We start from the raw sequence: 12,347 nt of genomic DNA on the forward strand, positions 1-12,347 counted from the left end.
ACTATGAAACTCCATGAATTGAAGCCAACTCCAGGTTCACGTCACGAACGTAACCGTGTCGGTCGCGGTATGGCGACTGGTAACGGTAAAACTTCTGGTCGTGGACACAAAGGTCAAAAAGCTCGTTCGGGCGGTGGCGTTCGTCCAGGATTTGAAGGTGGACAAAACCCACTTTACCGTCGTCTTCCAAAACGCGGTTTCAACAACCCAACTCGTAAAGAGTACGCGGTTGTTTCCCTAGACACGCTTAACCGTTTCGAAGCAGGTACTGAAGTTACTCCAGAACTCTTAATCGAGACTGGTGTTGTCAGCTCTGCAAAAGACGGAATCAAAGTCCTTGCTAACGGCAAGCTTGAAACTAAATTGACTGTAAAAGCCAACAAGTTCTCGGGTGCAGCGAAAGAAGCGATCGAAGCAGCTGGCGGTACAGTTGAGGTGATCTGATGTTTCAGACGATCTCCAATATGTGGCGCGTGAAAGATATTCGACAGCGTATTCTCTTCACACTCGCAATCATCATCATTTTCCGCATCGGGGCTCATATCCCGGTGCCGATGGTGAATACGGATGTGTTGCGTTTTGACTCAGGAGGTCTTCTTGACTTCTTGAACTTGTTTGGAGGAAATGCTTTACAGAACTTCTCCCTGTTCGCAATGGGGATCATGCCGTACATTACGGCATCGATCGTTGTTCAACTTTTACAAATGGACGTCGTTCCGAAGTTTGCCGAATGGGCTAAACAAGGAGAGGCGGGTCGTAAAAAGTTAGCGACGGTCACGCGCTATGGGACGATCATCTTAGGATTTGTCCAAGCGACTTCATTGTCGTTTGGATTTAACCGCCTCTACCCAGGTCTCGTCAATGAGACATGGGGAACGGCGACTTACTTTGTGATCGCGATTGTACTCACTGCGGGTACAGCGTTCTTGATGTTCCTTGGTGAAATGACAACGGAGAAAGGTGTTGGGAATGGTATTTCCATCATTATCTTCGCCGGTATTGTTGCTGGGTTCCCAAGAATCTTTACGCAGATTTATGAAACAAAACTCCAAAACGCTGGAGATGCATTGTTCATTAATATCGTTTACTTGGTTGTATTGGCCCTTGTTATTTTGGCTGTGACGGTTGGGATCATTTATGTTCAACAAGCGGCACGCAAAATTCCAATCCAATATGCAAAACGCACGGCGAACCGTACCCCTGTGGGCGGCCAGTCGACGCACTTGCCAATCAAGCTAAACGCTGCAGGTGTTATCCCGGTTATCTTCGCGATTTCCTTCATGGTAACACCACCAACTGTTGCAAGCTTCATTGCTTCTCCAGAGACAACGCAAAAGTTACAAACGTACTTTGACACGACGGCGCCAATCGGAATGTCGATTTACGTTGCGTTAATCATTGCGTTCTCTTACTTCTATACATTTGTTCAGGTTAACCCAGAACAGATGGCAGAAAACCTGCAGAAGCAAGGTGGTTATATTCCTGGGATTCGTCCTGGGGCGCAAACAGAACAGTACATCACGAAGTTACTGTATCGATTGACTTTCTTCGGAGCGATCTTCTTATCGCTTGTGGCGATCATGCCGACAATCTTCATTAAGCTTGCCGGTCTTCCAACTTCCGTTCAAATCGGAGGGACGAGCTTATTGATCGTCATCGGGGTAGCCCTCGAAACGATGAAACAAATCGAGAGTCAACTTGTAAAACGACACTATAAAGGCTTTATCCGTTAAAGCGGAAGGAAGGGTTGACCCTTCCTTCCTGTCGTGTTTACAAGCCCTTCGTGAAAATCAAAACTGGAGGCTAACCGAGATGAATCTAGTACTCATGGGCTTACCGGGTGCTGGGAAAGGGACTCAAGCGGCTAAAATCGTAGAAGAGTACCAAATCCCTCACATTTCGACAGGCGACATGTTTCGTGCGGCAATCAAAGGCGGAACGCCACTCGGTAAAGAAGCCAAGTCATTCATGGATAAAGGTGAACTCGTACCGGATGAGGTAACAATCGGAATCGTACGTGAGCGTCTTAGCCAAGATGACACTGAAAAAGGTTTCTTACTCGATGGATTCCCGCGTACTGTTGCTCAAGCAGAGGCACTCGAAAGTTTGCTTAAAGATTTGGGGAAACAGATTGACCACGTCGTCAACATCGATGTGGATGCGGAAATTCTCGTTCCACGCTTGACAGGTCGTTGGATCTGCCCAACGTGTGGCGCGACATATCACGTGATCTTCAACCCACCAAAAGTGGAAGGCATCTGTGATGTGGATGGGTCGGCTCTCATGCAACGTGAAGACGATAAAGAGGAAACGGTCCGCCGTCGCCTTGACGTCAACATCGAGCAATCGAAACCACTCATTGACTTTTACGCTGAAAAAGGGTATCTTCGTACATTGGATGGAGATCGTCCAATCGATGTCGTATATGCCGATGTCAAAGCATTACTCGGTGATACTGAATGATCATCACGAAGACGCCTCGTGAAATTGCGATTATGCGTGAGGCTGGGCAAATTGTTGCTCGAACGCACCAGGTGCTCAAACAGCACATAAAACCAGGAATCACGACGCTTGAGCTCGACCAGATTGCGGAAGATTACATTCGCAGCCAAGGTGCGACGCCATCGTTTAAAGGCTATAACGGTTTTACCGGTAGTGTTTGCGCTTCGGTGAATGAAGAGCTTGTTCATGGCATTCCAGGAAAACGGGTATTGAAAGATGGAGATATTATCTCAATCGACATCGGTGCCTACTATAATGGATACCATGGAGATTCCGCTTGGACTTATCCAGTGGGAACAATCTCAGAAGAGACACAGCGGCTACTTGACGTAACCGAAGAAAGTCTGTATAAAGGATTGGAGCACGCCAAGGCTGGAGGGCGATTGACAGATATTTCGCATGCGATTCAAGCATATGTTGAATCACATGATTTCTCTGTCGTCCGCGAATACGTCGGTCATGGTGTTGGACAAGATTTGCATGAAGAACCGCAAATTCCACACTATGGTCCACCGGGGAAAGGGCCGCGCCTGAAGACTGGGATGACGTTAGCTATTGAACCAATGGTTAATGCTGGTCAACGCTATGTTCGAACACTGGCTGATAACTGGACAGTTGTCACAGTGGACGGTAGCATGTGCGCCCACTTTGAGCACACCATCGCCATCACAGACGATGGATACGAGATTTTAACGAAACTCGATTCCGGTGAATGAGGCTCTATTGTTTCATACTGATCCATTTTGGATCCTTCTCTCACAGTAGATGGCAATAGATCGTCTGTGCTCCTAAAGATCTTCATATAGAAAGGGGAATAAATGATGGCGAAACAAGATGTCATTGAAGTGGAAGGCACTGTTGTCGAACCACTTCCGAACGCAATGTTTAAAGTGGAGTTAGAAAACGGCCACACGGTGCTCGCGCACGTCTCAGGGAAAATTCGGATGCACTACATTCGGATCCTTCCAGGTGACCGCGTAACTGTTGAGTTGTCTCCATACGACTTGACTCGCGGGCGGATTACGTACCGTTATAAGTAACTCCGATTTTTCCAGGAGGAGGGTATACTCATGAAAGTAAGACCGTCGGTAAAACCGATTTGCGAAAAATGTAAAGTTATTCGCCGTAAGGGTAAAGTAATGGTAATTTGCGAAAACCCGAAACACAAACAAAAACAAGGTTAATTTCAGAGGAGGTGCACACATGGCACGTATTGCTGGTGTAGATATTCCACGCGAAAAACGTATCGTTATTTCGCTCACATACATCTATGGTATTGGTAAAACAAAAGCACAAGAAATTTTGAAGGCTGCTAACGTTTCTGAAGAGACACGCACACGCGACCTTACTGAAGATGAACTCAACCGTATCCGTGAGGCAATTGACGGAATCAAAGTTGAAGGTGACCTTCGTCGTGAAGTTTCACTTAACATCAAACGTTTGATCGAGATCGGCGCATACCGCGGTATCCGTCATCGCCGTAGTCTCCCTGTTCGCGGTCAAAACACGAAGAACAACTCGCGTACTCGTAAAGGCCCACGCCGTACAGTAGCGAACAAGAAGAAGTAAAGGAGGGAATTGAACAATGGCGAAACGTAAGCAAAACGTACGTTCTAAACGTAAAGTTAAAAAACATGTTGAAGTCGGTGTGGTACACATCCGTTCTACATTCAACAACACAATCATTACAATCACTGACACGCAAGGTAACGCGATCTCATGGGCTACTTCTGGTAACCTTGGATTTAAAGGATCACGTAAATCGACTCCGTTCGCAGCACAAATGGCTGCTGAAACTGCAGCGAAAGTTGCAATGGACAACGGTATGCGTACAGTAGAAGTTAACGTTAAAGGTCCTGGTGCTGGACGTGAAGCGGCTATCCGTGCGCTCCAAGCTACTGGTCTCGAAGTTACTGCAATCCGTGACGTAACTCCAGTTCCGCACAACGGTTGCCGCCCTCCGAAACGTCGCCGCGTATAATCGCTTGAACGTGTGAGGGGCTTACCTAGCACGACAGCTTATACTTTAGCAGTTCAAACTGCACGGCAGGATATACTCAAGGAGGGGTTCAGATGATCGAGATTGAAAAACCAAAGATCGAAACGGTCGAAATCAGCGAGGACGCTACGTTTGGTAAATTCGTAGTAGAACCGCTTGAACGTGGATATGGCACTACTCTCGGTAACTCACTACGTCGAATTCTATTGTCATCGCTCCCAGGTGCAGCGGTAACAGCGGTTCAAATCGATGGCGTGCTTCACGAGTTCTCTACGATTGACGGTGTCGTCGAAGACGTTACTCAAATCGTACTAAACCTCAAGAAGTTAGCACTCAAAGTGTACTCGGAAGAAGAGAAAACGCTTGAGATTAACGTTTCAAGTGCCGGTGCTGTCACTGCGGCAGACATTACCCATGATAGCGACGTTGAAATCTTGAATCCTGAGCTCCACATCGCGACTCTCGCTGACAATGCGACGCTTCGCATGCGTTTGACTGCTCGCCGTGGTCGTGGTTACGTCCAGGCAGAAGATAACAAACGTGATGATATGCCGATTGGGGTCATTCCAATCGATTCGATCTATACACCGATTCAACGCGTGAACTACGAAGTAGATAAAACACGTGTCGGTCAAGACGCTAGCTTTGATAAGCTTTTATTAGACGTGTGGACAGATGGTTCAATTCGTCCGGAAGAAGCTGTATCATTAGGAGCTAAAATTTTGACTGAACACTTGAACATCTTCGTTGGTTTGACAGATGAGGCTCTCAACGCAGAAATTATGGTCGAGAAAGAAGAAGACCAAAAAGAAAAAGTACTCGAAATGACGATTGAAGAACTCGATCTCTCAGTTCGTTCGTACAACTGCTTGAAGCGCGCTGGCATCAACACTGTTCAAGAACTCGCAAACAAATCAGAGGAAGAGATGATGAAAGTTCGTAACCTCGGACGTAAATCACTCGAAGAAGTTCAACACAAGTTGGACGAACTCGGTTTGGGCTTGCGTAAAGAAGACTAAGTTCAACCGAAGGAGGGAAATGTAATGGCTTATTCGAAACTTGGCCGTACAAGCTCGCAACGCAAGGCGCTTTTGCGTGATCTTGCAACTGACCTAATTATCAACGAGCGCATTCAAACAACTGAACAAAAAGCGAAAGAACTTCGCCCAGTCGTTGAAAAATTGATCACTCTTGGGAAACGTGGCGATCTTCATGCCCGTCGTCAAGTAGCTTCATTCGTTCGTAAGGAGAACGCTGGAGAAAAAGACGCAATCCAAAAATTGTTCGAAGACGTGGCTCCACGCTACGCTGAACGTCAAGGTGGATACACGCGCATCATGAAAGTCGGCCCACGCCGCGGTGATGGTGCAGAAGTTGTAATCATCGAACTCGTCTAATTCATTAGGCAGTCAACAGGGCATGCGGTGACGTATTGCCCTGTTTCCACATAAGAAAGGAGTCGACCCATGGAATCACAAATTATGGTACGGGACGTCGTATTTCATTACCCTGGACAGTCTGAGCCGGCACTTAACGGCCTATCGCTCGATGTATATAAAGGGGAATGGCTTGCGATTGTCGGCCATAACGGTTCTGGTAAGTCGACACTGACGAAATTGTGGAACGGGCTTCTGATTCCTGAAAAGGGGGAAGTCCGCGTCGAGACACTCGATCCGTCGAACGCCGCAGACGTGTGGGACGTTCGAACGCGGATTGGGGTCGTCTTTCAAAATCCCGACAATCAATTTGTCGGGGCGACCGTGCGCGATGATGTGGCATTTTCTCTCGAAAACATGGGACTTCCACGTCAAGAAATGGTTCGTCGAATTGATGACAGTCTAGCGCGCGTTGGATTATCGGAACTAGCGGACCGTGAACCGCATCAGTTATCCGGTGGACAAAAGCAGCGTGTTGCGATTGCTTCGGCTCTCGCAATGCGCCCGCGTGTCCTCGTGCTCGATGAAGCGACCTCGATGCTCGACCCGATTGGGCGACAAGAGGTATTACAAACGGTACGACAGCTCGTCTCTGAAGGGATGACCGTTGTCGCCATTACACACGAGCTCGACGAAGTGTTGTTTGCTGACCGTATCATTGCATTGTCGAAAGGCACGATTGCGATGACCGGTACGCCTGAAGACGTGTTTCAACATCCAGATACGCTCCGTGACATTCAATTAGATGTCCCGTTTATCGTTCGGATGCAACTCGAACTGAAGGCACGTGGCATTCCACTCGATCGTCTGATGCTACAACATTCGGAGTTGGTGAACCATCTATGCCGATACGCATTGAAGAAGTAACATATCAATATCAAATGAATACTCCGTTTGAACGAACCGCGCTGCGCGATGTGAATGTAACCATTCCGTCGGGAGCGCTTGTTGCGTTTCTTGGGCATACTGGCTCCGGAAAATCAACGCTCGTTCAACATATGAATGGTTTATTACGACCGACAGACGGACGTGTGGTGGTCGACGACATCACCGTTACCCCGATTCGCTCGCGTCGTGATAAAAAGCAAAATCTCTTACCGCTTCGGCGTCGCGTTGGGCTCGTCTTTCAATATCCTGAGCACCAATTGTTTGAAGAGACGGTCGAACGCGACGTCATGTTCGGTCCGCGCAACTTTGGCGCGACAGATGTCGAAGCGAAAGAGCGTGCCCATGAGGCACTTCGACTCGTCGGTTTAGATGAATCATTATGGGACCGTTCCCCATTCGACCTTTCCGGGGGCCAGATGCGCCGCGTCGCGATTGCAGGCGTCTTAGCGAGCCGTCCTGATGTCCTCATCGTGGACGAACCGACAGCGGGTCTCGATCCGATTGGAAGACGCGATATGCTGGCGTTATTTAAGCGGCTACGAGAAGAGCTGAACTTGACACTGATTCTTGTCTCACACGATATGGATGATGTGCTCACCTATGCAGAACGCGTGATTGTGATGGAACGTGGTCAGGTGGCGTTCGATGGGGACCCGTTTGAACTGTTCCAAGACGAATCGCTCGTACATCGTCTCCAGCTTGATATCCCACACGTTCTCCGATTCGCTCGCGATTTAGCGCCAACGTTTGGAGAGACGACCATTCCGCTCGTACGAACGGAGGGCGAATTGGCGGATTGGATTGCGACGCACTTGAAAGGGGGAGCCGAATGATTATTGGTCAATATATACCGGGCCATTCTTGGCTCCATTCACTCGATGCGCGGGCAAAGACACTTTTTATTTTAGGGTTTATCCCGGTGGTGTTTTTAGCAGATAACTTATGGACGAATTTATTTCTATTAGCATTCACGCTGTTTGTGGTGAAACTATCACAACTATCGTGGCGTTATTTATGGAATGGATTACGCATGATTCTCTTCTTAATCGTCTTCACGTTGATCTTGCAGCTGTTATTTAATCGCGATGGGACACTGCTCTTTGAATTCGGGCCGATCGCAATCTATTCAGAAGGGATTCGAATGGGACTGATCGTCTCGCTCCGATTCTTCTATCTCGTCATGTTGACGACACTCGTTACGTTGACGACAACGCCAATGGAGTTGACTGACTCGATTGAAGCAGGTCTCCGACCGTTTGAGCGGATTCGTGTGCCCGCACACGAGATTGCCTTAATGTTATCGATCTCGCTTCGTTTTTTACCGACCCTTGCCGACGAGACAGACCGCATCATGAAAGCTCAACAAGCGCGAGGTGTTGATTTGATGAGCGGTCCATGGAAGTCTCGTTTAAAAGGTGTCATCCCGCTATTGATCCCGTTATTCATTTCTGCGTTTAAGCGCGCTGAAGACCTCGCCACGGCAATGGAGGCGCGTGGGTATCGTGGTGGTGAAGGACGGACGAGGTTGCGTGAGATGAAGTGGCAGACGCGTGATACGGCAGTATTACTTCTATTTGTCGCGTTAACACTCATTTTGTTTGGATTGAGAGGGATTGGATGAGACGGATTAAACTGACAGTTGCCTATGACGGGACACACTATGCGGGATATCAAGTACAGCCAAACGGGAATACGATTCAGGCCGAGATTGAGGCGGTCTTGACTCGGATGCATCGACACCCCGTCAAAATTGTCGCCTCAGGTCGTACAGACGCCCGTGTCCACGCCTTAGGACAAGTGATTCATTTTGATACAACGCTACAGATGGCGGCGGAGCGGTTCGTGAAAGCATTGAACGCGATGTTGCCGGACGACATTCTCGTCAAACAAGCAGTAGAAGTCGACACGACGTTCCATGCTCGGTATGGGGCGAAGCGAAAAGAGTATCGCTATCATATTCGTAAGACGGAGGATCCGTTCAGAAGACACTATGCTACCACGGTGACTTACACACTTAGTCTTGACCGGATGCGTCAAGCGATGGAGCGGCTAGTCGGGACTCATGATTTTACCTCATTCTCTGTGACGAAGGCGGAGGTCGAGGATCGTGTTCGTACTATCTATGAAGCAGAAGTACTCGAAGTGGGTGATGAGACTGTATTCCGTTTCGTTGGTTCTGGCTTTTTATATAATCAAGTTCGTATTATGGTGGGGACGATTATCGAGGTGGGAAGAGGCAAGTATGAGCCTACGGACATCACCGAAATGCTGGAGGCGAAAGACCGCCGTGTGGCGGGGATTACCGCGCCCCCGCACGGTTTGTACTTGTGGAATGTGAATTATGAAAAAGTAGATTGACATTCCCTCTATAAAATCGTATTATATTCATTGGCATTTCATTTTCAAATTTAGAGATGAACCACAATCTTAGCCCCGTAAACTAGGATTATGATAAAGCATCAAAAAATTAAGTGAACAGACATTTCTAGGAGGTATTCCACATGCGCACAACATTCATGGCTAAAGCATCTGAAGTAGAACGCAAATGGCTCCTTATCGACGCAGAAGGCAAAACACTCGGTCGTTTGACTAGTGAAGTAGCATCACTTCTTCGCGGTAAGCACAAGCCGACTTTCACACCACACGTTGATTGCGGAGACCACGTCATCATCATCAACGCTGAGAAAATCAAATTGACTGGTAACAAATTGAATGACAAGATCTACTACCGTCATTCAGGTCATCCAGGCGGTTTGAAATCACAAACTGCAAAAGAGCTTCTCGCAAAACGTCCAGAGCGTATGCTTGAACTCGCGATCAAAGGGATGCTTCCAAAAGGATCACTCGGTCGTCAACAATTCAACAAACTCCACGTTTACGCTGGAACTGAACACAAGCATGAAGCACAAAAACCAGAAGTTTACGAACTTCGCGGTTAATCGAGACACAGGGAGGAACTAAACGATGGCAGATGTACGTTACTACGGAACAGGCCGCCGCAAACACTCGGTGGCTCGCGTTCACCTCGTTGCAGGTGACGGTAAAGTTGTTGTAAATGGCCGCGATATCTCAGAATACTTCGGTCATGAGACTTTAATCATGATGGCTAAATCACCACTCGTATTGACTGAAACAGAAGGTAAATACGATGTAATCGTTAACGTTAACGGTGGTGGATACACTGGACAAGCTGGAGCAATTCGCCACGGCGTATCACGTGCGCTTCTTCAAGCGGACCCAGAATTCCGTCCAAGCCTCAAAGAAAAAGGCTTCTTAACTCGTGACGCTCGTATGAAAGAACGTAAAAAATACGGTCTTAAAGCAGCACGTCGCGCACCACAATTCTCGAAGCGTTAATCTTCGCGAAGTGGTTCGAACTCTCCATCCTTTTGGGTGGAGAGTTTTTTGTATAAATTAGTCGATTCCGAAGCCGTCAAGAAAACGCTTTTTTTGATATACTGATATCGAAACAGTTATAAGGGGGAAGCAATATGCTTACAGTAGAGCAAGTACGCGAGGAATTGGCGGGGCTCGTTGATCCGACGATCAACCGAACGCTTGGAGATACAGCGGGAGTCAAAGACATCCGCATTAAAGAAGACTATGTCAGTGTGAAAGTGGCACTCGGACAAACAGGGAGCGGGGAACAGCTTCAGTTACAACAAGAAATCGTCACACTGCTCAAGGGGAAAGGCTTTAAGACGGTCGGACTTCGTTTTGAAGCATTGAATGATGAAAGTTTGAAAGAGGTAACGAAGCCGGCGATTCTTCGTGAGAATTCAGGAACGACATTTATCGCTATTGCTTCAGGTAAAGGTGGCGTAGGAAAGTCGACAGTATCTGTCAACCTCGCTGTCGCTCTTGCACGTGCCGGGAAGAAAGTCGGATTGATCGACGCGGACATTTACGGTTTCAGCGTTCCAGATATGCTTGGAATCGAAGAGCGTCCAGTCGTTCGTGGGGAAAAAATCATACCAGTTGAGCGTTTCGGCGTGAAAGTCATTTCGATGGGCTTCTTCGTTGAAGACAATGCACCGGTGATCTGGCGCGGACCGATGCTCGGGAAGATGCTCAATAATTTCTTCAATGACGTCGAGTGGGGCGACCTCGACTATCTATTACTCGACTTACCGCCAGGAACGGGAGATGTCGCACTTGATATCCATTCCATGCTCCCATCATGTCAAGAATTGATCGTGACGACACCACACGCTACAGCAGCTTTCGTTGCAGCACGTGCGGGGGCAATGGCGATTAAAACGAACCATAAACTGTTGGGTATCATTGAAAACATGGCCTACTTTGAAAGTAAGGTAACGGGTGAGAAGGAATACGTATTTGGTCATGGCGGTGGAGAAAAACTGTCAGAAGCACTGAAGAGTAAACTCCTTGCTCAAATCCCACTCGGTCAACCGTATGACAACGAGGAAGACTTTGCACCATCGGTCTATCGTGATGGGCATCCGTTTGAGCATACGTATGATGAGTTGGCGCAAGCAGTCATTCAACAAATAGAAGGGTGAATCGGTGAGAGATGAAAGTACAAGGTTTTTTACGTTTGTTTTGGACAACGCTCGTGTTTGGGACGTTGTTTGGGTTCCTAATGAATTTATTGGCGAACCCGGGTTATTTGGTCAGTCAGTCCTGGGAGGCAATTGTTACGGCACTTAGTTACTCGAGTACATGGACCGGGATCAGCATGATGGGCTTTTTCGCCTATTTAATCATCCACCGAGTCGGTCTTGACTTGTTTAGAGGACCACGTCTATGGAATCGTGTTCAAGTATTGCTGATTGCTTTCGCAATCTTTGATGCCGTTTATTTACGAATGCTCGCATTTGGGAATGACCATATGTGGCGTTATATCGGTGAGATGGTCGTATTATTAATTGTCGCTTGGGTAGTTGCTGTGAGTAAGGCGAAACAAACAAATATGAGTGCTTTCATCCCAACGCTCTTCTTGATGACGGTGATTACATTAATCGAATGGATTCCGGCTCTTCAAACAACTGATGAAATCCCATTACTTTGGCCGGCGCTCGCGACACTCGTGTTTGCGAACGCTTATCAAGTGTTAATGCTTCATCGTTTCCAAAAGACTGGGCAAGTGGCCGAGTCGACTTCATCAGAAACAGGAAAGAAAAAAACTAAAAAGCATATGTCTTCTAAGTCATCGTAACGATCAACCGGTCTTGAATTGCTCCTTAACATGGGAACAATTCAACGACTGGTTTTTTATTTTGATTGCATTAGAAGAAAAAATAAAGTTTTTTTAGAAAAACAGTTGACGGTTTTTGGCGATGCTGATATATTAATAAACGTCGCTGATGTTGTTCACGAAACAATAATCAGAAAGCGAAAAAAAATAATAAAAAGTGGTTGACTTTCACAAGTCAAATCGCTATTATTAAAAAGTCGCTAACACGACAACAATTGGTCTTTGAAAACTGAACGATGAGGCAAAAAAAGTTTTACAATTTTTGAATGAAGCGCAAGCTTCGTCAATTTAAGAGCTATATCAA

General features: G+C 47.2%; 18 protein-coding genes. All 18 read left to right on the forward strand.

Annotated features, from left to right (window positions below):
* The first annotated feature begins 3 nt into the window (after positions 1–3).
* Positions 4–444: a 50S ribosomal protein L15 gene (gene rplO, locus KNO75_RS14295; RefSeq protein WP_012727658.1), complete on the forward strand. Its 441-nt coding sequence runs from the start codon at positions 4–6 to the stop codon at positions 442–444.
* The gene (gene secY / locus KNO75_RS14300) at positions 444–1,733 is read left to right on the forward strand and encodes a preprotein translocase subunit SecY (protein ID WP_214697130.1); all 1,290 of its coding nucleotides are present in this window, start codon (positions 444–446) and stop codon (positions 1,731–1,733) included. The genes rplO and secY overlap by 1 nt, the downstream gene beginning before the upstream one ends.
* A 79-nt stretch (positions 1,734–1,812) precedes the next feature.
* On the forward strand, positions 1,813–2,463 hold the full coding sequence (locus KNO75_RS14305; protein WP_012727656.1) for an adenylate kinase: 651 nt from the start codon (positions 1,813–1,815) through the stop codon (positions 2,461–2,463).
* On the forward strand, positions 2,460–3,218 hold the full coding sequence (map, locus tag KNO75_RS14310) for a type I methionyl aminopeptidase (RefSeq protein WP_214791083.1): 759 nt from the start codon (positions 2,460–2,462) through the stop codon (positions 3,216–3,218). Before KNO75_RS14305 ends, map begins: the two co-directional genes overlap by 4 nt.
* 105 nt (positions 3,219–3,323) lie before the next feature.
* Positions 3,324–3,542 (forward strand): translation initiation factor IF-1, encoded by a 219-nt coding sequence (infA, locus tag KNO75_RS14315; RefSeq protein WP_021066622.1) that lies wholly within the window; start codon positions 3,324–3,326, stop codon positions 3,540–3,542.
* Between the two features lie 30 nt (positions 3,543–3,572).
* Positions 3,573–3,686, forward strand: a complete 114-nt coding sequence (gene rpmJ, locus KNO75_RS14320; protein ID WP_003156543.1) for a 50S ribosomal protein L36 — start codon at positions 3,573–3,575, stop codon at positions 3,684–3,686.
* A 19-nt stretch (positions 3,687–3,705) separates the two neighbouring features.
* Positions 3,706–4,071, forward strand: coding sequence for a 30S ribosomal protein S13 (rpsM, locus tag KNO75_RS14325; RefSeq protein WP_012727653.1), 366 nt, complete (start codon positions 3,706–3,708; stop codon positions 4,069–4,071).
* A gap of 16 nt (positions 4,072–4,087) precedes the next feature.
* Positions 4,088–4,483 (forward strand): 30S ribosomal protein S11, encoded by a 396-nt coding sequence (gene rpsK / locus KNO75_RS14330; RefSeq protein WP_012727652.1) that lies wholly within the window; start codon positions 4,088–4,090, stop codon positions 4,481–4,483.
* A 92-nt stretch (positions 4,484–4,575) separates the two neighbouring features.
* Positions 4,576–5,520 carry a DNA-directed RNA polymerase subunit alpha gene (locus tag KNO75_RS14335; protein WP_012727651.1) on the forward strand — a complete coding sequence of 315 codons (945 nt, stop codon included), beginning with the start codon at positions 4,576–4,578 and terminating at the stop codon, positions 5,518–5,520.
* Positions 5,521–5,544: 24 nt separating this feature from the next.
* Entirely contained in the window at positions 5,545–5,898 is a 354-nt protein-coding gene (rplQ, locus tag KNO75_RS14340) for a 50S ribosomal protein L17 (protein WP_012727650.1), read from the forward strand.
* Between the two features lie 69 nt (positions 5,899–5,967).
* Complete coding sequence (locus KNO75_RS14345; protein ID WP_214791086.1) at positions 5,968–6,804, forward strand: energy-coupling factor transporter ATPase; 837 nt, start codon at positions 5,968–5,970, stop codon at positions 6,802–6,804.
* Positions 6,780–7,658 carry an energy-coupling factor transporter ATPase gene (locus tag KNO75_RS14350; RefSeq protein ID WP_214822422.1) on the forward strand — a complete coding sequence of 293 codons (879 nt, stop codon included), beginning with the start codon at positions 6,780–6,782 and terminating at the stop codon, positions 7,656–7,658. The genes KNO75_RS14345 and KNO75_RS14350 overlap by 25 nt, the downstream gene beginning before the upstream one ends.
* A complete protein-coding gene (locus KNO75_RS14355; protein ID WP_214796638.1) occupies positions 7,655–8,446 on the forward strand; it encodes an energy-coupling factor transporter transmembrane component T family protein in 792 nt (263 codons plus the stop codon). Before KNO75_RS14350 ends, KNO75_RS14355 begins: the two co-directional genes overlap by 4 nt.
* Positions 8,443–9,183 carry a tRNA pseudouridine(38-40) synthase TruA gene (gene truA / locus KNO75_RS14360; protein ID WP_214822420.1) on the forward strand — a complete coding sequence of 247 codons (741 nt, stop codon included), beginning with the start codon at positions 8,443–8,445 and terminating at the stop codon, positions 9,181–9,183. The genes KNO75_RS14355 and truA overlap by 4 nt, the downstream gene beginning before the upstream one ends.
* A gap of 143 nt (positions 9,184–9,326) precedes the next feature.
* Positions 9,327–9,764, forward strand: a complete 438-nt coding sequence (gene rplM, locus KNO75_RS14365; protein WP_026824852.1) for a 50S ribosomal protein L13 — start codon at positions 9,327–9,329, stop codon at positions 9,762–9,764.
* A 25-nt stretch (positions 9,765–9,789) separates the two neighbouring features.
* Complete coding sequence (rpsI, locus tag KNO75_RS14370) at positions 9,790–10,182, forward strand: 30S ribosomal protein S9 (RefSeq protein ID WP_012727644.1); 393 nt, start codon at positions 9,790–9,792, stop codon at positions 10,180–10,182.
* Positions 10,183–10,316: 134 nt separating this feature from the next.
* Entirely contained in the window at positions 10,317–11,348 is a 1,032-nt protein-coding gene (locus KNO75_RS14375; protein WP_214822418.1) for an Mrp/NBP35 family ATP-binding protein, read from the forward strand.
* Positions 11,349–11,359: 11 nt separating this feature from the next.
* Positions 11,360–12,004, forward strand: coding sequence for a KinB-signaling pathway activation protein (locus KNO75_RS14380; protein ID WP_214822416.1), 645 nt, complete (start codon positions 11,360–11,362; stop codon positions 12,002–12,004).
* The last annotated feature ends 343 nt before the right edge of the window (positions 12,005–12,347 follow it).

Origin of the sequence: Exiguobacterium sp. s35 (assembly GCF_018617535.1) — a bacterium.
In the GTDB taxonomy this organism is placed as follows: Bacteria; Bacillota; Bacilli; order Exiguobacteriales; family Exiguobacteriaceae; genus Exiguobacterium; species Exiguobacterium aestuarii.